The following is a 23,614-nucleotide window of genomic DNA, read 5'->3' on the forward strand; positions in this document are numbered from 1 at the left end:
TGCTTATTTGCTGACTGCATCGAGGGTCTTGGGCGCTTCTTCCGGCGCTACCACACCCATCGAGACGATGTACTTCAGTGCCGCGTCGACCGACATATCGAGCTCCACCACATCCTTACGCGCCATCATCAAGAAGAAGCCCGAAGTGGGATTCGGCGTGGTCGGAATATAGACGCTCACATAATCGCCCACCAGATGGTTCTTCACGTCGCCACCCGGCGTGCCGGTCAGGAAGGCGATGGTCCACGATTGCGCGTGCGGATACGGAATCAGCACGGCCTTGCGGAAAGCATTGCCCGACGACGAGAACAGCGTATCGGATACCTGCTTGACGCTCGAATACAGCGAGCTCACCACAGGGATACGGGTCAGCAGTTTTTCCCACACGCGCACCACGTAGTTGCCGACCAGATTATTGGTCAGCAAGCCCGTGAGGAACACGATCAATACCGTCAGCACCGTGCCCAGACCGGGAATATCGAAGCCGATCAGGGTGCGTGGCTGCCAGCGCGCCGGTACGAACAGCAGCGACTGGTCCATGGTGCTGATCACCAGATTGAGCACCCAGGCAGTAATCGCCAGAGGCACCAGAATCAGCAGGCCGGTAATGAAGTATTTACGCATAGCTTAAACTTGTCGAAGGTTGGATCAGACTGCGCGGGCTATCAAACGCTTTCGCTGCTGCTGGCGGCCGGGGCAGGAGCCGCAGGCGTAGCAGTAGCGGACTCGGCAGCTTCCGGCTTGGCGGCTGGCTTCTGACCTTCCATCGGGCCGGTGGACATACCGGTGGCCGGCGGCGTACCGCCACGGAAGTCGGTCTGATACCAGCCCGTTCCCTTCAACTGGAAACCGGCAGCCGTTACTTGTTTCTTAAACGTCTCTTTGCCGCAAGACAGGCACACTGTCAGCTGCGGGTCGGAAATCTTCTGCAAGACATCCTTGGCAAAACCACAAGCCTCGCAGCGGTAAGCGTAGATGGGCATCTATTACTCCGCAAAAATCATCAAAACCCTGAATTATAAAGCTTTTTAGCAGGCACTTGCCGGTTTCCTGCGCTCAGGCCCGGCGTTGCCAGATCATCCAGCGCTCTTTGCCCTCAAAAACGGCAATCGAATCGCTCACAGGCTGATCTTCGATGCAGTCGAAATGACTACTCAGCAATTCCTCCAGCTCGCTACGGGCGATGCCGAATGGCGGCCCTTTGGGAATATTATCAAAGAAGAAATAGCCAGCCAGCAGGCCACCGGCCGGCAGCAAAGCCGCCCAGCGCGCTGCCACTTGTGGCCGCATGGCGGGCGGCAAGGCGCATAAGAACGCCCGCTCGTAAATCAGTTGCAGCGGCTCGCCCTGCGGCTGCCATGCAAAGAAATCGGCCTCCACCACGCGCTCGGCATGGCGGCCGGCCACGGCTTTGCCCTTCTGCACGGCGGCCGGCGCAAAATCGATGGCCGTCACATCCCAGCCCGCATCGGCCAGCAGCACCAGTTCATGCGCGGCGCCGCAGCCGGGGATCAAGCAGCGCCGCGGTGGCTGGGCAGCGACGAAATCGCGCAAGGCTTGCGGCGCGGCGCCGCGGTCCCACGGAGTGAATTCGCGCTCGAAGCGCTCGTCCCAAAAGGCCGGCGAGCGTGGATCACGTTGCAGGAAGTCCGCCATGGCCGCTGCGTCAGCCCAGATGGTGCCAGCGCAGATACAGCTGCACGGCCACCACGCCACCGCCAAAGGCCAGCGCGAAATAGATCACCAGCGATAGCAGACGGTTGGTGCGCTGCTGTTCGCCTATCAGCACTTTGAGCAACTCGCTATTGTCGGGCGCAGGTTCGGCCTGCTGGGCCAGCGCCTTGTGCAGCATGCGCGGCAGTTGCGGAATCACGTGGGCATAGTGTGGCGCTTCCGCCTTCATGCGCTGCCACATACCTTTCAGGCCCACCTGCTCGGCCATCCAGTTTTCCAGATAGGGCTTGGCAGTCTTCCACAGATCGAGGTCGGGATCGAGCTGGCGCCCCAGCCCTTCGATATTCAGCAGGGTCTTCTGCAGCAGCACCAGCTGCGGCTGCACTTCCACATTGAAGCGGCGCGAAGTCTGGAACAGGCGCAGCAGAATCTGGCCGAACGAGATGTCTTTCAGCGGACGGTCGAAGATAGGTTCGCAGCAGGCGCGCACGGCCGATTCCAGTTCGTCCACACGGGTGTCTTTCGGCGCCCAGCCCGATTCGATATGGGCTTCGGCCACGCGCTTGTAGTCGCGGCGGAAGAAGGCGAGGAAGTTCTGCGACAGGTAATCCTTGTCGAAGTCGTTGAGCGTGCCGACGATGCCGAAGTCCAGCGCGATGTAGCGGCCGAAGCTGGCCGGATCGACCGACACCAGAATATTCCCGGGGTGCATATCGGCGTGGAAGAAGCCATCGCGGAATACCTGCGTGAAGAAGATTTCCACGCCATCGCTGGAGAGCTTCTTCAGGTCCACGCCGGCTTCGATCAGGCGGTCGATCTGCGACACGGGGATGCCATGCATGCGCTCCATCACGATCACGCTGCTCGAGCAGTAATCCCAGAACATTTCCGGCACCAGCAGCAGTTCCGAATTGGCGAAGTTGCGGCGCAACTGGCTGGCATTGGCCGCTTCGCGCATCAGGTCCAGCTCGTCGTGCAGATATTTGTCGAACTCGGCCACCACCTCTTTAGGCTTCAGGCGCTTGCTGTCCGCCCACAACCGTTCCACCATCTCGGCCGCGGTCTGCATCAGCGCCACGTCTTCATCAATGGTTTTCTTCATGCCGGGACGCAGCACTTTGACGGCCACCTGCTTGCCATCTTTGAGCGTGGCGAAGTGCACCTGTGCGATCGAAGCGGACGCTACGGGCGTGCGTTCAAAGGTGGCAAACAGCTCGTCCGGATGGGCACCCAGCGATTTGCGGATCTGGGCAATCGCCAGCTCCGTATCGAACGGCGGCACGCGATCCTGCAGGCGCGACAGCTCTTCCACCAGATCGCCGGGGATCAGGTCGCGCCGGGTCGACAGCACCTGACCGAATTTGACGAAGATAGGGCCCAGTTCTTCCAGCGCCATGCGCAGGCGCACGCCGCGCGGCGCCGACAGGTCGCGCCAGAAAAACACCGTATCGATAATCTTGGCGATGCGCGGCTTTTTCAGCTCGGCAATCGCGATTTCATCCAGACCATACTGAACCGCAACGCGCAGGATTTTCAGTAAGCGTAAAAATTTCAGCATCAGCGCGATCCCAGTTTCTGTTCCAGTTTGGCCAGCCGTTTGGCCGCCCGCTCTACGTCATCGCGCAAGCGCACCACGTCGGCAGAAAAGTCCTCCACCACATGGGGACGCACCAGCACCGGCTTTTCATCGAGCAGGAATTCGGCCACGTTCTCGGCCAGCTTGCGCTGTCCCGTCTTGACGGTTTCCAGCGCCGCCTTGGCCCCCTGCACCATGCGCACGGCGGCGACGGGCCCCACTACTTTTTCCAGATCGTGCTCGGCTTCCCAGCGCAGCGAATTGCTCAGCGAGGAAATCGTGTTGGCAAATTCCGCATCGCCGGCAATCTGCACATAGGAAAATGCACGCTCGCGGTTCTGCAGCATCAGCGGCACATCGGCCAGCTTCAGGCTGATGGTCACGCGCGCTTCCTCGCCATCGGGCGCTGGCTGCAGATAGCCGTCCGGCGTGACCTGCAAGCGCAACACCACGGCGCCACTATCGATGGCCGCCACCTTGCCGCCATGGCGCTGCAGGGCCGTGCGGGCCCATGGCTCCTGGGCCAGCAAGTGGTTGATGGCGGCGCAGGCGGGCGCTGCCGCAGTCAGCCGGTGTAATAACAAACCCAGAGTCGGTGCAATCATACGGATACCGTGTAAACAAAAACTACCAATAAAAAACCGCCCGGATTACGGGCGGTCTTGATCTTACCAGTTTGCCGCTGAGTACGGCGATTATGCGTGCTGCTGCAGCTGCTGGATACCGGCCAGCAGCCAGCCACCGTTGCCCGATACCGGTTTGACCAGATTCCACACTTCGTTGAACGGCTCGGCCAGCGCATCCGGCGCCGGTTTAATCATGCCGGTGAACTTGACGCTGGACAGGTACTCGTCGTTGCTGGTTTCGATACCCAGCAGCTCCGCTTCGATGCTGACCACATCGGTGTAATCCTTCTGCGCGCCGCGCTCGGTGATCTGCAGCTTCAGCTCGGCAAACACTTCCGGCGTGGTGAATTCGCGGATATCAGCCACATCGCCCTTGTCCCATGCCGCTTGCAGGCGGATGAAATTACCTTTGGCCACGCGCAGGAAGGTCGCAGCGTCGAAGTCCGCTGGCACGCCCCATGGGGTGTGCGCTACCGGCGCGGCCACTGGTGCAGGCGCATCAGCCAGACGCGAACCGATTTCCGGCGTGCCGCCAGCCGATGCCGGCTGGGCTGCATAGCCGTTGTTGTTGGCGTAGCCGCTATTGCTGCCATTGCCGCTATAACCGGCCGGTGCCATGGCAGGTGCCGATTTACGGCTGAACAGGCGGAACAGCAATACCACGACGCCAGCCAGCAGGGCCAGCATGATGATGCTGCCGAGGATGCCGCTCATGGCGCTACCGAAGCCGAAATGCGAGAACAGCGCGCCGATACCAAGGCCCAGCAGCGCACCGCCGAGGATGCCTTTCCATGGGCTGGCCGGTTTAGGCGGCATGGCCGGTGCAGGCGCTGGCGCAGGCGCCGGAGCGGCCTGACGTGGCGCTTGCTGAGGTGCAGCGGCTGGTGGCATGCGGCTGACGTTCTGCGACTGACGACCGATGGAGCGGCCACCGCCCATAGGACGCGCCGTGGCCTCGGCCAGCAGCGACATGGCAGAAACGGCCAGTACGGCGCCGATCAGGAGTTGCTTCAGTTTCATGGACTTCCTCAAGTTACAGTTTGATACCAGTGTGCAAAGCGGCCACACCTGCCGTCAGGTTGTAGTACTGGACCCGCTCCAGCCCTGCTTCTTCCATCATGGATTTCAGGGTTTCCTGATCCGGATGCATGCGGATCGATTCCGCCAGATAGCGGTAGCTCTCGGCATCACCGGCGATCTTCTGGCCCATCCACGGCAGCACCTTGAACGAATAGATATCGTACGGTTTCTGCAGCGGCTCGGCCACTTTCGAGAATTCCAGCACCAGCAGCTTGCCACCCGGCTTGAGTACGCGGCGCATTTCCTTCAGCGCCACATCCTTGTGTGTCATATTGCGCAGGCCGAAGGCCACGCTGACGCGGTCGAAATAATTGTCCGGGAATGGCAGCTTTTCTGCATCACACAGCAAGGTGGGGGTCAGCAGGCCGCGATTCAAGAGGCGATCACGCCCCACGCGCAACATCGATTCGTTAATGTCGGTCAGCCAGACTTCGCCGCTCGGGCCCGCCTGTTTGGCGAACACTTTGGCCAGATCGCCCGTGCCGCCAGCGATATCGAGGCATTTGAAGCCGGGACGCACGCCTGCGTGGGCTATCGTGAACGTCTTCCACAGACGATGCAGGCCAGCCGACATGACGTCGTTCATGATGTCGTATTTGGCGGCGACAGAATGGAAAACCTTGGCAACTTCGCGGACTTTTTCGTCTTCTGCGACAGTTTTGTAACCGAAGTGAGTGGTATTGGTCATGGTAGGCAGGCCTGTTAGTTTGGCGGCATTATACAAGACGGAACCCGGCGCTAGCCCCTAGGCGGCAGCACTAGCGTGCGCCTCACTGCCGCCGTGGCGGGGCCGGATGGGTTCCTAGTGCTTGTGGCCGCAGCCGTGCGAGGCTTTGGCGCCCGTGCCGGGCAATACGGTGCCCGTTTCGCGGCCACTGTCACCGGCAAAACCGGCCGCATGCAGCCGGCCCATATAGTCGGCCCACAGGCTATCCTGCTCTTGACCTAGGCGATACAGGTAGTCCCACGTGTACAGGCCGGTATTGTGGCCATCGCTGAACGTGGGCTGGATCGCGTAATTGCCCACCGGCTCGATGCCGGCGATGCCCACTTCGCGCTTGCCCACTTGCAGAGTCTCCTGCCCCGGACCGTGGCCTTTGACCTCGGCCGATGGCGAATACACGCGCAACAACTCGAACGGAATGGAAAAATTCGCCCCGTCGTCGAATTCGACTTCGAGACGGCGCGACTGGTTGTGGACCGTCAGGCCCGTTGGCTGTTTGCTCATGCTATCCCCTGCAGACGTTCTATCATGGCCTCATGCAGCGCTGGCAACAGCGCGCGGCGGGCCGCCAGCACGGCCGGATCGGCAGCACGCTGTACCGGTGCCCAGGTCGGCTGAGGGAAATGGGCATCGTCGGTATAGCGCGGGATCACGTGCCAGTGCACATGGGGCGTCATGTTACCAAAGCTGGCCAGATTGATCTTGTGCGGCGCCATCACGGCGCGCTGGGCCTCTTCTACGGCCCAGACTACGGCCATCACATGCTGCCGCTGGGCCGCCGTCAGGTCCGTCATTTCGCGCACATGCTCGCGCCACACCACGCGGGTGTAGCCCGGATACTCCGGCTCGTCGACATTGATCACCACCAGCAGCTCGTCGCCCCAGATGATCACGCCTTCGGCCGGTGCTTCCAGCAGGTTGCACAGATCGCAGGCCATTACACCAGCACCCGCTCGATGCCGCCTGCATTGGCGCGCTGCACGTATTCCGGCAGCCAGTTCTCGCCCAGCAGGTGCTTGGCAATTTCCACCACGATGTAGTCAGCCGTGGTGCCCGCATCTTCGCTGTAGCGCGACACGCCACCCAGACAGGCCGGGCAGCTGGTCAGGATTTTCACGTCGCCATCGAAACCGTCGGCGCGCAGCTTGTTGGCGCCGCTCACCACTTCCTGCTCCTTGCGGAAACGTACCTGCGTGGAGATGTCGGGACGGGCAATCATCAGCGTGCCGGAATCGCCGCAGCAGCGGTCGTTCTTCTCGATCTTCACATTGTCATGCGTCTGGATCAGCGCGTTCACCGTCTTGGTGGCTTCCTGCATCTTCATCGGCGTGTGGCAAGGCTCGTGGTACATATAGCGCGTACCCGTCACACCTTCCAGCTTGACCTGTTTTTCCATCAGATATTCGTGGATATCCATGATGCGGCAGCCGGGGAAGATCTTGTCGAACTCGTAGGTGGCCAACTGATCGTAGCAAGTGCCGCACGAGACCAGCACGGTCTTGATGTCCAGATAGTTGAGCGTATTCGCCATGCGGTGGAACAGCACGCGGTTATCCGTCATCATCTTCTCGGCCTTGTCGTACTCGCCCGCGCCGCGTTGCGGATAGCCGCAGCACAGGTAGCCCGGCGGCAGCACGGTCTGCACGCCGACTTCCCACAGCATGGCCTGGGTGGCCAGACCTACCTGCGAGAACAGACGCTCGGAACCGCAGCCGGGGAAGTAGAACACGGCTTCCGTGTCCGCATTGGTTTTCTGCGGATTACGGATAATCGGGATGACCTTGTCATCTTCGATATCGAGCAGCGCACGCGCAGTCTTCTTCGGCAGGCCGCCCGGCATTTTCTTGTTGATGAAGTGAATCACCTGCTCGCGCACTTTCGGCTTGCCCACGGTCGGTGGCGGTGCCTTGGTCTGGGTGCGGGCGAACTTCTTGAGCAGATCATTACCGAGGCGCTGGGCCTTGTAGCCTATGCCCACCATGGCCGCGCGGGTGGCGTTGATGGTGGCCGGATCGGTGGCATTGAGGAAGAACATCGCCGCCGATTTACCGGGATTGAAGCTCTTCTTGTCCATCTTGCGCAGCAGATTGCGCATGTTCATGGATACATCGCCGAAGTCGATGTTGACCGGGCATGGCGTGACGCACTTGTGGCAGACGGTGCAGTGATCCGCCACGTCTTCAAATTCTTCCCAGTGCTTGATCGAGATGCCGCGACGGGTCTGCTCTTCGTACAGGAAAGCTTCGATCAGCGACGAGGTCGCAAGAATCTTGTCGCGCGGCGAGTACAGCAGATTGGCGCGCGGTACGTGGGTCGAGCACACAGGTTTGCACTTGCCGCAGCGCAGGCAGTCCTTGACGCTGTTGGCGATGTTGCCGATATCGCTTTGCTGCATAATCAGCGATTCGTGGCCCATCAGACCAAACGATGGCGTGTAGGCGTTGCGCAGGTCGGCTTCCATGCCGCTCAGATTGAGCAGCTTGCCCTTGTTGAAGCGGCCTTCCGGATCGACCTTCTGCTTGTAGTCGCGGAACGGACCGATTTCTTCTTCGGTCAGGAACTCCAGCTTGGTAATGCCGATGCCATGCTCGCCCGAGATCACGCCATTCAGCGAACGGGCCAGCGTCATGATGCGTGCCACGGCCTGATGCGCCAGTTGCAGCATTTCATAGTGGTCCGAGTTGACGGGCAAGTTGGTGTGCACATTGCCGTCACCCGCGTGCATGTGCAGCGCCACGAACACGCGGCCGCGCAGCACGCGCTTGTGGATGGCAGTGGCTTCGTCGAGGATCAGCTTGTAGGCTGCGCCGTTGAAGATCTGGCGCAGGCTCGCGCGGATTTCCTGTTTCCACGAAATGCGCACGGTGCGGTCCTGCACCACGTCGAACAGACGCGCCTGTGGCTGCGCAGCCAGACGTTCGAGCAGCGCCGGCACCAGACGTTCGAGGCCCAGTGCTTCCAGTTGCGGCAGTGCCGTCTGCAGCGGCTGATCGAGTTCGGCCAGCAGATAGGCCCAGCGGGCCTGCACCTGTGCCAGCAGCGCGGTCGCCTGCTGCACGCGGTCGCCCAGCATTTCTTCGTCGCCCACGCCGTCGTCGGCGTCGTCGCTCTTGCCGATAGGCAGATTGCCAGCAGCGAAGAACTGCTGCAGTTCATCGGCCAGTTGCAGCTTGTTGCGGATCGACAGTTCGATGTTGATGCGCTCGATGCCGTCGGTGTACTCACCCATGCGGTTGAGCGGAATCACCACGTCTTCGTTAATCTTGAACGCGTTGGTGTGCTTGGCAATCGCCGCCGTGCGGGCACGATCCAGCCAGAATTTCTTGCGCGCTTCAGGGCTGACAGCGACAAAGCCTTCACCCACGCGGGTATTGGCCAGACGGATCACTTCCGACGCAGCCAGTGCCACGGCGTTTTCATCGTCGCCGACGATGTCGCCGAACAGCGCCATTTTCGGCAGCACGCCGCGCTTGGATTTGGTGGCATAGCCGACCGCACGCAGATAGCGCTCATCCAGGTGTTCGAGACCAGCCAGACGCAGCGTGGCGAACTGCTCACCCTTGGCTGGCAGGCTGTCCAGATAATCCTTGATCTCCACGATCGATGGAATCGCATCGCGCGCCTGACCGAAGAATTCGAGGCAGACCGTGCGCGTATGCTTGGGCATCTTGTGCAGTATCCAGCGTGCCGACGTGATCAGACCATCGCAGCCTTCTTTCTGGATGCCGGGCAGACCGGCGAGGAATTTGTCGGTAACGTCTTTGCCCAGACCTTCCTTGCGGAATTTGCGGCCTTCGATTTCCAGCACTTCCGTCTTGAACGGTTCGCCTTTGGCTTCGCCGCGGGTGCTCGGATGAGTCCACTCCAGTTTGAAGCGGGCCAGCGGGGCATCGTGAATCTTGGACAGGTTGTGATCGAGACGCGTGACTTCCAGCCAGTCGCCATTCGGATCGACCATGCGCCACGAGGCCAGATTGTCGAGCGCCGTACCCCACAGCACGGCCTTCTTGCCGCCCGCATTCATGGCGATATTGCCGCCTATGCAGGAGGCATGCGCCGAAGTGGGGTCAACCGCGAACACGAAACCGGCCTTCTCGGCCGCTTCCGATACCTTGTTGGTGATCACGCCGGCACCCGTGTAGATGGTGGCGTATTCACGGCTCAGGCCGGGCAATACCTTCATTTCCACGGCGCCCATGTTGAGCAGCTTTTCCGTGTTGATCACAGCCGACATCGGCGTGAGCGGAATCGCGCCGCCCGTGTAACCGGTGCCGCCGCCGCGCGGGATGATGGTCAGCCCCAGTTCGATACAGCCTTTGACCAGACCGGCCATTTCTTCTTCGCTGTCCGGGGTCAGCACCACGAACGGGTATTCCACGCGCCAGTCGGTCGCGTCGGTCACGTGCGAAATCCGCTTCATGCCGTCGAAGCAGATGTTGTGCTTGTCCGTGTAGCGGCCCAGCACTTTGTAGGTACGCTTGCGCAGATCATAGGTCTGCTTGAATTCTTCGCCGAAGTCCGCAACTGCCTTGCCTGCAGCGCGCAGCAACTGGGCCACGTTCTCGCTGCGCTGGCGCGCTTCGGCATCGTCGGCCGCACCGTTTTCATCGACGCTATGGCGGCGCTTGTCCACTTCGGCCAGACGGTGGTGCAGTGCTTCTATCAATTCCTGGCGGCGCTTGGGATTGTCCAGCAAGTCGTCCTGCAGGTAGGGATTGCGCCGCACGGCCCAGATATCGCCGAGCACTTCGTACAGCATACGGGCCGAACGGCCCGTCTGACGCGCACCGCGCAAAGCATCCAGCAAGCTCCACGACTCCTCGCCCAGCAGCCGGATCACGATCTCGCGATCGGAAAACGACGTGTAGTTATAAGGAATCTCGCGCAGGCGCGTGGCCTCCGGACCGTGAGGCGTTTCCGCCAGCAAAGCTTGAATTTGTGCAGGGGCGTTCATATTGCGATTCGACTGGAGACGACTAGTGACATTAGCCGGGAGGGTCATTCTAGCGTATTGCGGCGCACCACGCCGGAACAGCCTTCAATGCGCTAGGGCTAATCGGCGCGCCATTAATCCGCAAATAATTTGAAAATCGCAGGTTTCGTTGGCAATAAATGCCGAAACTTGGCAATAAACTGAATTTAATTCACAAACTCAGCTTGTTGACAATATGTTTAATTGCACCAAATTAGCCCAGCAGATGGGCGATGCCATGCCAGAACCCGTCCGGCACATACAACAATAGCGTGGTCATGGTCAGGTAGCGCAGCAGTTTGCCCACGGCCATATAGGCTATGCTGGGCCAGAACGGCAGGTGCAGCCAGCCCCCCAGCGTGCACAGGGGGTCGCCTATGCCGGGCAGCCACGATAGCAGCATAGTCTTGGCGCCATAGCGCTCCAGCCAGTGGAACCAGCGGCTCTGGCGCTCGCGCGCGAACGATTGCTTGGCCTGATAACCCATCCAGTAATCGATCGCGCCGCCCAGCGTATTGCCGACCGTGGCCACGGCGATGGCAGGCCAGAACAACTGGGGATTGGCTTTGATCACGGCAAACACGGCCGGTTCGGAGCCCAGCGGCACCAGCGTGGCAGAGATCAAGCTCACCAGAAACACGGAAGTCAGCCCTACCTGCGGCGCGGCCAGCACACTGAGCAGCCATGCAATTGCGGATTCGATCATCGCTTTCTTATGCGCTTAATTCAGCGCTTTCTTCAGATGTAGGGGGGTGTCCATTATAATAAATTGCATCCGCATGAATGCACCGTCCGGCTTGCGCCCACCCGCGCTCTGCCAGCGCCCTGCTCCACCCCGGTCACCCGCCGGTTAGTTAGCATAGCTTGAAGTACCGTACGCACCAGAATATTCTGGCCCGGAATCATTATGTTTGCAGACCATGACCATCGATTATCTGAAGAAAATCCTGACCGCCCGCGTCTACGACGTCGCCACTGAAACCCCGCTCGAGCACGCACCTGCCCTGTCGCAGCGCTGCGGCAACCGAATTTACTACAAGCGCGAGGACATGCAGAGCGTGTTCAGCTTCAAGATTCGTGGCGCCTACAACAAAATGGCTCACCTGAGCGACGCCCAGCGCAAGCGCGGCGTGATCTGCGCTTCGGCCGGCAACCATGCACAAGGTGTGGCCCTGTCGGCCGCCAAGCTGGGCTGCCGCGCCCTGATCGTGATGCCCACCACCACGCCTCAGGTCAAGATCGATGCCGTCAAGTCGCGCGGCGGTCCGTCCGTGGAAGTGGTGCTGCATGGCGAATCCTACACGGATGCCTACAACCACGCTTTGCTGCTGGAACAGGAACAGAAACTGACCTTCGTCCATCCGTTCGACGATCCGGACGTGATCGCCGGTCAGGGCACTATCGGTATGGAAATCCTGCGCCAGCATTCCGGCCCCATCCATGCGATTTTCGTCGCCATCGGCGGTGGCGGCCTGATCTCGGGCGTAGCGGCCTATGTCAAGGCGATCCGTCCCGACATCAAGATCATCGGCGTACAGACGCTCGATTCCGACGCCATGGCGCGCAGCATCAAGGCCGGTGAACGCGTGACCCTGTCCGACGTCGGCCTGTTCTCGGATGGCACGGCGGTGCGTCTGGTCGGCGAAGAAACCTTCCGTCTGACCCAGCAGTATGTGGACGACATCATCCTCGTCGATACGGACGCCATCTGCGCCGCCATCAAGGATGTGTTCACCGATACCCGCAGCATCCTCGAGCCGGCCGGTGCGCTGGCCGTGGCCGGTGCCAAAGCCTATATCGAACGCGCGGCGCTGACCAAAGAGCCGGTCGAGAATCAGACCCTGATCACCATCGCCTGCGGCGCGAACATGAATTTCGACCGCCTGCGTTTCGTTGCCGAGCGTGCCGAACTGGGCGAATCGCGCGAAGCCGTATTTGCCGTCACCCTGCCCGAGCAGCGCGGCAGCTTCAAGCGCTTCTGCGCCTTGGTAGGCCCGCGCAATGTGACCGAGTTCAACTACCGGATCAGCGACAAGGACGAAGCCCACGTCTTCGTCGGCGTGCAGATCGCCGACCGCAGCGAATCGGGCAAGCTGGCACGCAATTTCGAGGAACAGGATTTCCGCACGCTGGACCTGACCCACGACGAACTGGCCAAAGCCCACATCCGCCATCTGGTCGGTGGCAAGAGCGCGCTGGCGCAGGACGAACTGCTGTACCGTTTCGAATTCCCCGAGCGTCCGGGCGCGCTGATGCGCTTCCTGAATTCGATGGCGCCGAACTGGAATATCTCGCTGTGCCACTACCGCAGCCAAGGGGGCGACGTGGGCCGGATTCTGATCGGCCTGCAGGTGCCGCCTGAGGAAATGGAGCAGTTTGCCCAGTTCCTCACCACGCTGGGCTACCGCTACTGGGATGAGAGCGCCAACCCCGTGTACAAACTCTTCCTCGGCTAAGCGTCGAGCAAGGCGGCATGGTTTGCGCTACCATGCCGTCCTTCACCAAAACGAGTACCGTCATGACCAACACCGCCGATCTGTCCCCGCTGGGAAAAAACTCTGCCTACCGCACCGATTACGCACCGGAATTGCTGTTCCCGATTCCACGGCAGGGCAAGCGCGATGAACTGGGCCTGACGGGCACGCTGCCGTTTTTCGGCGTGGATATCTGGAATGCCTACGAAATTTCGTGGCTCAACCAGCGCGGCAAACCGCAGGTGGCCATCGCCCGCATTACCGTGCCGGCCGATTCGCCCAACATCGTCGAATCGAAGTCCTTCAAGCTCTACCTGAACTCGTTCAACCAGACCCGGCTCGATAGCGTGGTAGCGCTGAAGACCTTGCTGCAGCAGGATCTGTCCAAGGCAGTGGGTGCCAACGTGCACATCTCGCTGACCCAGCCCGAAGAATTCGGCATGATCACCATGGGCGAACTCGATGGCCTGCTGCTTGACCGTCTGGACATCGAAGTGGACCACTACAGTCCCGATCCATCGCTGCTGAAGGCGGCACTCGACGAAGAGCCGGTGGAAGAAAAACTGGTATCGCACCTGCTGAAATCCAACTGTCTGGTCACGGGCCAGCCGGACTGGGCCAGCGTGCAGATCCACTATGCAGGCCCGCAAATCGATCAGGAAAGCCTGCTGCGCTACCTGATAGGCTTCCGCGAACACAACGAGTTCCACGAGCAGTGCGTAGAGCGCATCTTCATCGACATCCTGCGCCAGTGCCACCCGCAACAACTGGCCGTGTACGCACGCTACACGCGCCGTGGCGGGCTCGATATCAATCCGTGGCGCAGCAACTTCAGCAGCGCCCAGAAGCCGGCCAATCTGCGCGGCGCACGCCAGTAAAGCCTGTCAGCACAGGCCGTAGCATGTATGCCGACGGCACGATACATTTCTGATCGGCACAGTTAATTCAGGCGTATCATAAGCACATAGGCAGCATAGTGCCGGACCCCGCCTCGGGGTTTTCCGGTGCCGGACAGAAAAAGGCCTATAATGCGCTCGCAGGCCGCATTTGTGCGCCGCAACATTCTATGTCGCAATATGAATAACCTAAGCAAAATACTCTCACTGGAAAACGTGCAGCTCGATCTGGAAGTGTCGAGCAAGAAGCGCGCTTTCGAGCAAGCCGGCCTGATCTTCGAAAACAATTGCGGCATCGCCCGCTCCACCGTCTCGGACAATCTGTTCGCGCGTGAGCGTCTGGGTTCCACGGGGCTCGGGCATGGCGTGGCGGTTCCTCACGGCCGCGTAAAAGGCATGAAGAGCCTGAAGTCGCCGCTGGCCGCGTTTGTGCGTCTGGCCGAGCCGATTCCATTCGAGTCGCCCGATGGCAAACCGGTCAATCTGTTGTTTTTCCTGCTGATCCCTGACCACGTCACCCAGCAGCACCTGGAGATCCTGTCCGAGATCGCCGAAATGTTCTCCGACGACGCATTCCGCGTGGCCCTGAGCACGGACCCGGATCCGGCCTCGGTCTACCAGCGCATCATCAGCTGGGTGCCTACCCTGCAGGCAGCCGGTTAAGTCATCAGACGATATCGTCAGGGGCGCCTGACTATGGGTTACACTACCAGCTAGTTCAACCCATCACGAAGACGCCCCATGCTGCAAACTCCGCTGACGATACAAAGACTGTACGACGACAATCGCGAAAGTTTGCAGCTAGGCTGGTTTGCCGGCTTCCCCGGCGGCGAGCGGCTGATCTCCGGCGACGTCGCTTCGGCCGCCGATCAGGTGGGCCACCTGAACACCATCCACCCGGGCCGTATCCAGGTGTTCGGCCATCAGGAAATCAATTACTACCAGCGTCTCAAATCGCTCACGCGCGCCCACGTGATCGGCGAGCTGATTGCAGGCGGACCACCGGCGCTGATCATTGCGCAGGGGCTGGAAACCCCGCCCGACATTCTCGCCATCTGCGACGAAAAAAATATCCCGCTGTTCTCGACGCCGCTGCCGGCCGCGCAAGTGATCGACTTCCTGCGCGTGTATCTGTCGAAGAAGCTGGCCCAGCGCATCATCATGCACGGCGTGTTCATGGACGTGCTCGGTGTGGGCGTGCTGATCACGGGCGATTCCGGTCTCGGTAAGAGCGAGCTGGGGCTGGAGCTGATTTCGCGTTCGCACGGTCTGGTGGCGGACGATGCCGTGGAATTCTCGCGCATCGCACCGAACATGATCGAAGGACGCTGCCCGCCGCTGCTGCAGAACCTGCTGGAAGTGCGCGGGCTGGGGCTGCTGGACATTAAAGCCATCTTTGGCGAAACGGCCGTGCGGCGCAAGATGCGCCTGAAGCTGATCGTGCATCTGGTACGCCGTGGCGCGGCCGATGAAGAAGTCGAGCGCCTGCCCTTCCAGTTCCCCACCGAGGACGTGCTGGGCCTGCCAGTGCGCAAGGTCGTGATCCCGGTGGCGGCCGGCCGCAATATTGCGGTGCTGCTGGAAGCGGCCGTGCGCAACACCATCTTGCAACTGCGCGGCATCGACACGCTGCAGGAATTCATGGAACGCCAGCGTCAGGCCATGAGCGGCGATTAACCACAGTCTGCTGTTGTTATTGGCACCAAATGGTGCCAATAACAACACAGCATCGCTGCCTGCGGTATCATCCTGTCCTATGCGCATCGTACTCTTAACCGGCATCTCCGGCTCCGGCAAATCTGTCGCCCTCAACGTGCTTGAGGACACCGGCTTTTATTGCGTCGACAACCTGCCGCCAGCCTTGCTGGCCAGCCTGGTCGATACTCTGATGAAGGAAGGTCTGGAGGCACTGGCCGTCGCCGTGGACGCGCGCAGCTCGGCTTCGCTGGCCAGCCTGCCCGACGACGTCAAGCGACTGCGCGAGCAAGGGCATGATGTCAAAGTGATGTTCCTGACCGCCAACACCCATTCACTGGTCGCGCGCTTTTCGGAAACGCGGCGTAGCCACCCGCTGTCGCACGAGCTGCGTCCGGGGCAGAATCCCGCTTCGCGCCGCACGCTGATCGAGTGCATACTGGAAGAGCGCGAACGACTTGCGCCTATCGAAAAGCTCGGCCATGTGGTCGACACTTCAGAACTGAGCGCCAACAAGCTGCGCGCGTGGGTCAAGGATCTGGTGGCGATCGAACGCGCCCCACTGATCCTGTTCTTCGAATCGTTCGCCTTCAAGCTGGGCGTGCCGCTCGATGCGGATTTCGTGTTCGACGTGCGGGCGCTGCCGAATCCCTATTATGACCTGACGCTACGCCCGTTGAACGGACGCGACCAGCCTGTGATCGACTTCCTCAACGCCCAGCCCAGCGCGCTGGAACTGTTCAAGGATATCCGCGACTTCATCGAGAAATGGCTGCCCTCGTTCAAGACGGACAACCGTAGTTATCTGACCGTGGCGGTCGGCTGCACGGGCGGCCAGCACCGCTCTGTCTACATGGCAGAGCAACTGGCCGCCTATTTCCAGACCAGCGAAAAAGTCGTACTGCGCCACCGCGAACAATCCTGAAGCTCCCCATCAACTTCGGGGTCTAACTTCGGGGTCAGATCTGTCATTTGCGGGGTCTAACTTCGGGGTCAGATCTGTCATTTGGACACTCGCGCCTATCGCTTGAGGCGTATCAATACTGACATTGAAAAACCTCCGCCCGGGGAGGTTTCGCTCCTGTTATTCCTTGTCCTCAATTGGTCAAATTTCCGGGGTCATTTTGAGCGATCTCAATGGAGCATCGTCGATGTCCAAATGACAGACCTGACCCCGAAGTTTTAAAGGTGGCGCAGGGGATGGGCGTAGGCGGGCCAGACCGGCGCAAACATCTGTTGCACCTGTTCGTCGCTCACTTCGGCCAGCGTGGCGGGACGCCATTGCGGCGCGTTGTCTTTATCGATCACGAGAGCGCGCACGCCTTCGATCACTTCGCCATGCTCGAAATTACGCCGCACGAGCGCACGCTCCATGCGCAGACAATCAGCCACATCCAGAGCCGCGCCGCGCTTGATCAGCTCGTGCGTCACGCACATCATCAGCGGTGAGCGCGTCGCCATGATCTGTAGCGTCTTCTGGGCAAAGGCGCTGTCGTCCTGCTGCAGCGAGGCCGTGATGGCGGCCACCGAGCCGGCCGCGAAATGGCGGTCGATGGCAGCGCGCTGCTGCGCTAGCTGGCTCTCGCCCGCGCTGCGCTGGAATGGCGCAGCAAAGCCGGCAATGGCCGTACGCAGTTGCTGGCCGGCCGTGGTGTCCAGCAGCGCGAGCAAGGCTGGCAGTTCGGCACTCGGCACGAAGTAGTCGGCCAGACCTGCATACAGCGCGTCGGCCGCGTGGATGGTCACACCCGTGACGCCAAGATAGTTGCCTAGCTGGCCAGGTGCGTGCGACAGGAAATAGCTGCCGCCCACATCGGGGAACAGGCCGATATTCACTTCCGGCATGGCCATCTTGGTACGCTCGGTCACGATGCGGATGCGGCACTCAGGGCCGCCCTGCGCCACGCCCATGCCGCCGCCCATCACCACGCCATCCATCAGTGCGATATAGGGCTTGGGGTAGAAATGGATTAAATGATTTAGCGCATATTCTTCCGTAAAGAAGTCTTCCAGCAGTGCGCTGCCAGCCTGCGGCGTATCACGCCCCACATCGTAGAAGAAACGGATGTCGCCGCCCGCACACAGGGCTTTTTCACTGCTGCTGCGGATTACCACGGCATCCACGTCGGCGCTGTCGCGCCACGCCAGCAGCGCTGCCGTGATGTCGCGCACCATCTCCAGCGAAAGGGAATTGAGGGCTTTGGGACGGTCCAGCAAAATCAGGCCGGTACCGTTGCTGACGCTGGTGTGGACATGTGCGCTCATGGATGCTCGCAGTAAGTGAAAACGCTATTCTACTGCGCGGCCGTGGCGAAAGGTCTAGCCTCCAGACGCAAAAAAGGGCGCTGATGGCGCCCTTGATCGGATCTTGCAGTGACCGGCTTATAGCGCGGCGGCAGACTCGTAACTATCTGGCAGATGCTTGATCGCATCGTGGCCGTGGTTCTGCACTTTGTCTTTGTATTTCATCACCTGCCGATCGAGCTTGTCGATCAGGGTGTCGATGGCGGCGTACAGATCTTGCGACAGGCTTTCCACATACACGGTCTTGCCCGACATGCGCAGGTTGATCTCGGCCTTCTGGCGCTTCTCTTTCTCTTTAAGGTTATCTACAGTCAGGATGACAGCAATATCAATCACTTGATCAAAGTGGCGGGTGACGCGCTCCAGCTTGTTCTGCACATATTCACGGATCGCTGCAGTCACTTCCAGATGATGTCCACTGATGGTGAGATTCATACACACTCCTAAAGATGATGTTACTGGCGGTTAGTGCGCTGCCCATTGCTGCCGGGCGCACAGGAACCAGATAACTACAAAGACTTGCGGAGACTGACTGGCGGGATTTTCAAAGCTTCCCGGTATTTGGCAACAGTTCGTCGCGCAATGACCATGCCTTGTTCGCCGAGCATGTCCGCAATCTTACTGTCAGATAAAGGGTTTTTCGGGTCTTCTGCTCCTGTCAATTGCACAATGAGTGCGCGTATCGCCGTCGAACTTGCTTCCCCTCCCGCTTCGGTGGCGACATGGCTACCAAAAAAATATTTCAGCTCAAACATGCCGTGCGGGGTCAGCATATATTTTTGAGTTGTTACGCGAGAAATAGTGCTCTCGTGTAGACCTAGTGTATCAGCTATTTCGCGCAGCACAAGGGGTCTCATGGCGACCGCGCCATGCGAGAAAAAGTTCTTTTGTCGTTCTACTATCGCTTGTGCAACGCGCAAAATTGTCTCGAAACGTTGCCGCATATTCTTGATCAGCCACTTGGCTTCCTGTAGCTGCGCGCCCATCGCGCTCTCGCCCTTGCCCTGCTTGAGCAGATTGGCGTACATGGCATTGACGCGCAATCGCGGCATCACATCGTTATTCAGGCTGACTTGCCAGCCGTTGCGCGATTTTTTCACGATCACATCGGGCACCACATAGTCCGAGGTATCGGCCGCAAACGCTGCGCCCGGGTGCGGATTGCACTGGCGGATCACGGTTTGTGCTTCGCGCAAATCCTCCTCGTCGCACAGCAGCGCTTTCTTCAATTTGTTGAAATCACGCTGAGCAAACCAGTTCAAATGATTTTCAACAATTGCCAATGCCATGCGGCGTGTAACCAACGGAATCGCCGGTAAACGCTTGATTTGCAGCGCCAGACATTCGGAGGCCGTACGCGCCCCCACGCCGATAGGGTCGAAACTTTGTAGCAGAGTTAAAGCCGTCTGCAATTCATCGAGTTCGACTTCGAGTTCTTCGGGAATGCGCGCATGGATTTCTTCCAGCGCTTCTTCCAGATAGCCGTTCTCGTCCAGCGCATCGATGATCAGTTCCACCAGCGCACGGTCGCGCTGCTCGAGCACCAGCACGCGCATCTGCTCGAGCAGATGGTCGCGCAGCGTGCAGTGGCTGGCTTCCAGCTGGGGCCGCGCATCTTCATCGTCAGGCGCCTTGCTGCGGCCGGCATCGCTCCAGTCCACATCAGCCTCGCTGCTGGTGCTTTCCGTGTCGGCCGCGGGGCCATCATAACCATCAGCTTCGGCAGGTGCCGCTTCGCTCTGGCCGGGCGGAATATCGGCGCCCGCTTCATTCGAGCTGGCCGGCTGGCTGATGGCGCCATCGGACAGCAAACGCAGCGAACGGTCGAGCGGATCGTCGAGCCGTTCCAGCAGCGGATTGTCAGTCAGTAGTTGTTCCAGTTCCTGATGCAATTCCAGCGTGGACAACTGCAGCAGCCGGATCGACTGCTGTAGCTGGGGTGTCAGCGCCAGATGTTGCGAAGTGCGCAGTTGCAAAGACTGTTTCATGAGGCTTATGAGGCTTACATTCGGAAGTGTTCACCCAGATACACGCGGCGTACCGACTCGTTCGCAATGATGTCGTCCGGACGGCCAGACGCCAGTACCGTGCCCTGGTTGATGATATATGCGCGGTCGCAAATGCCCAGCGTTTCGCGCACATTGTGATCGGTAATGAGGACGCCGATGCCACGTTCCTTGAGGAAGCGCACAATGCGCTGAATCTCGATGACGGCTATCGGGTCGACCCCGGCGAATGGTTCGTCCAGCAGCACGAAGCGGGGGTTGGTCGCCAGTGCCCGCGCAATTTCCACCCGGCGCCGTTCGCCGCCCGAGAGCGACAGGGCGGGGTTTTCGCGCAGCTTTTCGATTTGCAAATCGGCCAGCAGGGTATTGAGCCGTTCATCGATGGCAGCCTTGGATAAAGACTTGCCGTCTACTTTCTGAATTTCCAGCACGGCGCGGATGTTCTCCTCCACCGTGAGTTTGCGGAATACGGAGGCTTCCTGCGGCAGGTAGGACAGGCCCAGCGCTGCGCGCCGGTGGATGGGCAGGCTGGAGATATCGGTGCCGCTGATATCGATGGTGCCCGCATCCGAAGGCACCAGTCCCACGATCATGTAGAACGAGGTGGTCTTGCCGGCGCCGTTAGGCCCCAGCAGCCCCACCACTTCGCCGCAGGCCACCTGCAGCGACACATCGTGGACCACCTGGCGCTTGCCATAAGTCTTTTGCAAACCCTTGACGATCAGGGTGCTACCGCAGGAAGTCGTCATGCTTATTTTCCCGGTACAGGTGGAACGGAAGCGGCCGGTGCCGCTGCCGTGGTGGCGGCCGGTCCGCGCTGCACCGGCTGGATCACCATGGTGCCGCGACCAGCACCGGGCTTGCTCTCGCCCGTCACGCTGTTTTTCACGGCAAACTGTTCTTTGCGGCTGTCGTAGGAAATGAATTCGCCATCGACTTCATCGCTCAGGCGGCCCGCTTCCAGCCGGCGGATTTTCGCCTTGGAGAACAACTTCACGAGATCGGTTTTTTCGCTGTATTCGATACGTTCGGCTTCCCCTTCCACCCACTGGTCACCGGCACCGTCGCGCTTCTGGCGGAAGGTGGCAGGCGTGCCCGGAGTGCTGGTCAGCACCACCAGATTGTAGCCTTCGGGATCAGTGCTGACCACCGCCTTGGGCGACTTCATCAGCAGCGTGCCGCGCGTCAGCACGACATTGCCCAGCAGGGTTTTGATCTGCTTCACATCGTCGATCTGCAGGTCGTCGTAATCGATCTTGGTCGGCTTGGAGGCATCGGCTTTTTCCGCCTGCGCCACACCCAGCCCAAGGCAGCATAAGGCCACTGCCAGCATCAGTTTCTTCATCATTTCTATCCTCTCGTTAGCACACAGGGCAAGCCTAGTGCGCTGCACGTGGCGGCAACAGCAGTTGCCCACGACCACCCAACTGTACTTCGCGGGTGGCATTATTGGCTTTCATACCCAAGCCGGTCGCACTGGACTGTCCCAGTTGCAACGCCACGGCAGCGGCAGTTTCCATTCTTTCTTCGTCCGGATACACGGTCAACGCCGGCGTAGTCAAGTGCAGCACAGGTGCCTGTGCGGTAGCGGGACGCAGTACGTCCACCTTACCGGAAAGCTGGACGCGCGTATTGCCCTGATCGATCAAAGCCGTTTGCGCATGCATCTGCATGGGTGGCTGCTGGCCGGACAAGCTGTGCACAAACGGCTTTTCGATATCCGACGCATCATCCACGGGACGGTGGGTCAGCTTATCGCCGGAGATAATGTAGGCCGGCTTGCCGGCCTGGCTCATACGCACCAGACTGAAACGATCGATGATGTAGTCAGGCTCATTGCGGTAGGGATCCACCTGTTCGTCCTGCCCTGCCTGATTCACCACTTGCACCAGCCAGAAACTGCCGACGGCCACGAACACGCCGACCAGCATGGTCAGGGTTAATTGCCAGCGATGGGCGGTCTTTTTACGCATGCTTGCGCTCCATTACACCAGAAACTGCGCCATCACGCGCTCGTAGCTGCCCTGGGCCTGCATCAGCAGTTCGCATATTTCGCGCACGGCACCGCGGCCGCCATGGGCCGTCGTGACATGGTGCGCACGGTTCAATACTTCGGCGCGGCCATTCGGCACGGCCACGGCCAGCCCCACACGGCTCAGTATCGGCAGATCCACCACATCGTCGCCGATGAAGCCAACCTGCTCGGCCGTCAACCCGGTTTTCTCCAGCAGCGCATGGAAAGGCGTGAGCTTGTCATGCCCCCCCTGATGCAGGTGGCCGATGCCCAGATCGGCCGCGCGGCGTATCACCTGCGGCGACGTACGCGCGCTGATGATGGCCGTCTGCACGCCGGATTCCTGCAGCAGCTTGATACCGAGGCCATCCTGCACATTGAAGGTTTTCAAGGCTTCGCCATCGGCACCATAATGCAGGCTGCCATCGGTCAGCACACCATCGACATCGAAAATCATCAGTCGGATGCGGGCGGCACGTTGCACTAAACTCGGATTCATCAGATCACCTTGGCGCGGGTCAGGTCGTGGATGTGCAAGGCGCCCACCAGCTTGCCGTCGGCGTCCGTCACCAGCATCTGGTTGATGCGGAATTCTTCCATCACGGCCACGGCATCGACGGCCATTTTTTCCGGCGCGATGGTGCGCGGGTTGGCGTGCATCACGTCACCGATCACCACTTTGCTGAAGTCCTGCACTTTTTCTATCATGCGGCGCAGGTCGCCGTCAGTGAACACGCCAACCGGACGGTTATCGCCATCGACGATGGCCGTCATGCCCATGCCCTTTTGGGTAATTTCCAGCAGCGCATCAGTCAATTTCACATCGGCCAGCACTTTCGGCACCGCGTCGCCACTACGCATCACATCGCGCACATGGGTCAGCAGACGGCGGCCCAGCGCGCCACCGGGGTGGGAGCGGGCAAAGTCTTCTTCCTTGAAGCCGCGCAGATCCAGCAGGGCTACGGCAATCGCGTCGCCGAGCGCCAGCGTGACGGTGGTGGAGGTGGTCGGCGCCAGATTCATCGGGCAGGCTTCCTTGGCCACGGCCACGTTCAGGTGCACATCGGCGATGTCGGCCAGACTGGAGCCGGGCTTGCCCGTCATCGCGATAATCTTGGTCCCCATGCGCTTGACGACGGGCAGGATGGTCATCAGTTCCGAGCTTTCGCCCGAATAGGAAATGGCGATCAGCACGTCGCCGGCCGTCACCATGCCGAGGTCGCCGTGCGCGGCTTCGGCCGGATGCACGAACAGCGCCGGCGTGCCGGTGGATGCCAGCGTCGCGGCGATCTTGCGGCCGATGTGACCGGATTTGCCTATGCCTGAGACCACCACCCGCCCTTTGCAATTCAACAACAGGGCGATGGCCTGCACGACGCTATCGTCGGCAGCCAGACGGTCATTCAAAGCAGCGATGGCATCGGCCTCGTTCTGCAGGGTGGCTTGGGCAAGGCGCAGTGCATGCGCGGCCTGATTTGCGTCAAAAGCTTTCAGCATTGTTTTTTCATGGGTTACACTCACACCCAAGTATAGCCGAATTAGGAAAGCAAAAAACTTGCCAGATTAAACATTA

At 60.2% G+C, this 23,614-nt stretch carries 24 protein-coding genes; 5 read left to right on the forward strand and 19 right to left on the reverse strand.

Translation table 11 applies throughout. The features are described 5' to 3' along the window. Window positions 1–3: 3 nt before the first annotated feature. From GM655_RS19390 to GM655_RS19440, 11 genes are all read right to left on the reverse strand, one after another. Window positions 4–624: a DUF502 domain-containing protein gene (locus GM655_RS19390; RefSeq protein WP_155436308.1), complete on the reverse strand. Its 621-nt coding sequence runs from the start codon at window positions 622–624 to the stop codon at window positions 4–6. 41 nt (window positions 625–665) lie between these two features. Continuing rightward, entirely contained in the window at window positions 666–983 is a 318-nt protein-coding gene (locus GM655_RS19395; protein WP_155436309.1) for an FmdB family zinc ribbon protein, read from the reverse strand. 73 nt (window positions 984–1,056) lie between these two features. Next, complete coding sequence (locus GM655_RS19400; RefSeq protein ID WP_155436310.1) at window positions 1,057–1,656, reverse strand: methyltransferase domain-containing protein; 600 nt, start codon at window positions 1,654–1,656, stop codon at window positions 1,057–1,059. A gap of 10 nt (window positions 1,657–1,666) precedes the next feature. Continuing rightward, complete coding sequence (gene ubiB / locus GM655_RS19405; RefSeq protein ID WP_155436311.1) at window positions 1,667–3,235, reverse strand: ubiquinone biosynthesis regulatory protein kinase UbiB; 1,569 nt, start codon at window positions 3,233–3,235, stop codon at window positions 1,667–1,669. Beyond that, window positions 3,232–3,855, reverse strand: coding sequence for a ubiquinone biosynthesis accessory factor UbiJ (locus GM655_RS19410; RefSeq protein ID WP_155436312.1), 624 nt, complete (start codon window positions 3,853–3,855; stop codon window positions 3,232–3,234). Before GM655_RS19410 ends, ubiB begins: the two co-directional genes overlap by 4 nt. 90 nt (window positions 3,856–3,945) lie before the next feature. Beyond that, complete coding sequence (locus tag GM655_RS19415; RefSeq protein ID WP_155436313.1) at window positions 3,946–4,896, reverse strand: Tim44 domain-containing protein; 951 nt, start codon at window positions 4,894–4,896, stop codon at window positions 3,946–3,948. Between the two features lie 13 nt (window positions 4,897–4,909). Continuing rightward, window positions 4,910–5,644: a bifunctional demethylmenaquinone methyltransferase/2-methoxy-6-polyprenyl-1,4-benzoquinol methylase UbiE gene (gene ubiE, locus GM655_RS19420; RefSeq protein ID WP_155436314.1), complete on the reverse strand. Its 735-nt coding sequence runs from the start codon at window positions 5,642–5,644 to the stop codon at window positions 4,910–4,912. A 114-nt stretch (window positions 5,645–5,758) separates the two neighbouring features. Continuing rightward, a complete protein-coding gene (locus GM655_RS19425; protein ID WP_155436315.1) occupies window positions 5,759–6,184 on the reverse strand; it encodes a gamma-butyrobetaine hydroxylase family protein in 426 nt (141 codons plus the stop codon). Next, window positions 6,181–6,618 carry an HIT family protein gene (locus GM655_RS19430; RefSeq protein WP_155436316.1) on the reverse strand — a complete coding sequence of 146 codons (438 nt, stop codon included), beginning with the start codon at window positions 6,616–6,618 and terminating at the stop codon, window positions 6,181–6,183. The genes GM655_RS19425 and GM655_RS19430 overlap by 4 nt, the downstream gene beginning before the upstream one ends. Next, the gene (locus GM655_RS19435; RefSeq protein ID WP_155436317.1) at window positions 6,618–10,634 is read right to left on the reverse strand and encodes an FAD/FMN-binding oxidoreductase; all 4,017 of its coding nucleotides are present in this window, start codon (window positions 10,632–10,634) and stop codon (window positions 6,618–6,620) included. The genes GM655_RS19430 and GM655_RS19435 overlap by 1 nt, the downstream gene beginning before the upstream one ends. 232 nt (window positions 10,635–10,866) lie before the next feature. Then, window positions 10,867–11,358, reverse strand: a complete 492-nt coding sequence (locus tag GM655_RS19440; RefSeq protein ID WP_155436318.1) for a YqaA family protein — start codon at window positions 11,356–11,358, stop codon at window positions 10,867–10,869. Window positions 11,359–11,572: 214 nt separating this feature from the next. Between GM655_RS19440 and ilvA the strand changes: the two genes are divergently transcribed. The 5 genes from ilvA to rapZ all read left to right on the forward strand — a co-directional run bounded on the left by ilvA (window position 11,573) and on the right by rapZ (window position 16,642). Further along, entirely contained in the window at window positions 11,573–13,108 is a 1,536-nt protein-coding gene (gene ilvA / locus GM655_RS19445) for a threonine ammonia-lyase, biosynthetic (protein ID WP_155436319.1), read from the forward strand. A gap of 62 nt (window positions 13,109–13,170) precedes the next feature. Beyond that, entirely contained in the window at window positions 13,171–14,004 is an 834-nt protein-coding gene (queF, locus tag GM655_RS19450; RefSeq protein ID WP_155436320.1) for an NADPH-dependent 7-cyano-7-deazaguanine reductase QueF, read from the forward strand. A gap of 198 nt (window positions 14,005–14,202) precedes the next feature. Further along, window positions 14,203–14,685 carry a PTS sugar transporter subunit IIA gene (locus tag GM655_RS19455; protein ID WP_155436321.1) on the forward strand — a complete coding sequence of 161 codons (483 nt, stop codon included), beginning with the start codon at window positions 14,203–14,205 and terminating at the stop codon, window positions 14,683–14,685. 78 nt (window positions 14,686–14,763) lie between these two features. Continuing rightward, window positions 14,764–15,699, forward strand: coding sequence for an HPr(Ser) kinase/phosphatase (gene hprK, locus GM655_RS19460; RefSeq protein WP_155436322.1), 936 nt, complete (start codon window positions 14,764–14,766; stop codon window positions 15,697–15,699). Window positions 15,700–15,778: 79 nt separating this feature from the next. Next, window positions 15,779–16,642, forward strand: coding sequence for an RNase adapter RapZ (gene rapZ / locus GM655_RS19465; RefSeq protein WP_155436323.1), 864 nt, complete (start codon window positions 15,779–15,781; stop codon window positions 16,640–16,642). Window positions 16,643–16,899: 257 nt separating this feature from the next. Here the strand turns inward: rapZ and GM655_RS19470 are convergent, their stop codons facing one another. The 8 genes from GM655_RS19470 to GM655_RS19505 all read right to left on the reverse strand — a co-directional run bounded on the left by GM655_RS19470 (window position 16,900) and on the right by GM655_RS19505 (window position 23,538). Then, window positions 16,900–17,982, reverse strand: coding sequence for an enoyl-CoA hydratase/isomerase family protein (locus GM655_RS19470; RefSeq protein WP_155436324.1), 1,083 nt, complete (start codon window positions 17,980–17,982; stop codon window positions 16,900–16,902). A 117-nt stretch (window positions 17,983–18,099) separates the two neighbouring features. Next, window positions 18,100–18,456 carry a ribosome hibernation-promoting factor, HPF/YfiA family gene (gene hpf, locus GM655_RS19475; protein WP_155436325.1) on the reverse strand — a complete coding sequence of 119 codons (357 nt, stop codon included), beginning with the start codon at window positions 18,454–18,456 and terminating at the stop codon, window positions 18,100–18,102. Window positions 18,457–18,530: 74 nt separating this feature from the next. Continuing rightward, entirely contained in the window at window positions 18,531–20,009 is a 1,479-nt protein-coding gene (locus tag GM655_RS19480; RefSeq protein WP_155436326.1) for an RNA polymerase factor sigma-54, read from the reverse strand. A gap of 14 nt (window positions 20,010–20,023) precedes the next feature. After that, complete coding sequence (gene lptB, locus GM655_RS19485; RefSeq protein ID WP_155436327.1) at window positions 20,024–20,776, reverse strand: LPS export ABC transporter ATP-binding protein; 753 nt, start codon at window positions 20,774–20,776, stop codon at window positions 20,024–20,026. A gap of 2 nt (window positions 20,777–20,778) precedes the next feature. Next, on the reverse strand, window positions 20,779–21,372 hold the full coding sequence (gene lptA / locus GM655_RS19490; protein ID WP_155436419.1) for a lipopolysaccharide transport periplasmic protein LptA: 594 nt from the start codon (window positions 21,370–21,372) through the stop codon (window positions 20,779–20,781). A gap of 34 nt (window positions 21,373–21,406) precedes the next feature. Then, window positions 21,407–22,000, reverse strand: a complete 594-nt coding sequence (lptC, locus tag GM655_RS19495; RefSeq protein ID WP_155436328.1) for an LPS export ABC transporter periplasmic protein LptC — start codon at window positions 21,998–22,000, stop codon at window positions 21,407–21,409. Between the two features lie 12 nt (window positions 22,001–22,012). Next, a complete protein-coding gene (locus GM655_RS19500) occupies window positions 22,013–22,540 on the reverse strand; it encodes a KdsC family phosphatase (protein WP_196308809.1) in 528 nt (175 codons plus the stop codon). Beyond that, window positions 22,540–23,538 (reverse strand): KpsF/GutQ family sugar-phosphate isomerase, encoded by a 999-nt coding sequence (locus GM655_RS19505; RefSeq protein ID WP_155436330.1) that lies wholly within the window; start codon window positions 23,536–23,538, stop codon window positions 22,540–22,542. The genes GM655_RS19500 and GM655_RS19505 overlap by 1 nt, the downstream gene beginning before the upstream one ends. Window positions 23,539–23,614 lie beyond the last annotated feature (76 nt).

The organism is Pseudoduganella danionis (genome assembly GCF_009720775.1).
In the GTDB taxonomy this organism is placed as follows: domain Bacteria; phylum Pseudomonadota; class Gammaproteobacteria; order Burkholderiales; family Burkholderiaceae_D; genus Rugamonas; species Rugamonas danionis.